The 308-nt window shown below is 56.8% G+C and carries 1 pseudogene; it reads left to right on the plus strand.

Features of this window, described 5'->3' with window-relative positions:
* A pseudogene (locus tag CWM66_RS28690) lies at positions 1 to 308 on the plus strand (hypothetical protein); the annotation flags it as partial.

Consider the following 308-nt stretch of genomic DNA (forward strand, 5'->3'; position numbering starts at 1 on the left):
GCGTCCGTCAGTTCGGTCGCCTTTGCCGCAACCGGACTTGAGCCCGTCAGTGATATCTGGCACATCCCGGCACTCCAGGATGATATTGAGCACCTGCAGGATATGGCTTACCGGCTTGTCTTCGAGATTGCTGAGGCGATGGGCTGCGCGGACAATGTGCGGGAGGATAAACACCCTCAGTCAGCAGGCTTTGCCGTCTCCGAAACCGGCAGCGAATTTGTCCTCTTCCTGGCGGGCCTGTCCGGCTCGCTCCCCAACAGGCAGTTCAATATGTTTATGTTCTGCCTGAATTTCTTCGGTTCTCAGTC

Origin of the sequence: Kosakonia sp. H7A, from assembly GCF_003028445.1 — a bacterium.
GTDB classification, from domain to species: Bacteria; Pseudomonadota; Gammaproteobacteria; order Enterobacterales; family Enterobacteriaceae; genus Kosakonia; species Kosakonia radicincitans.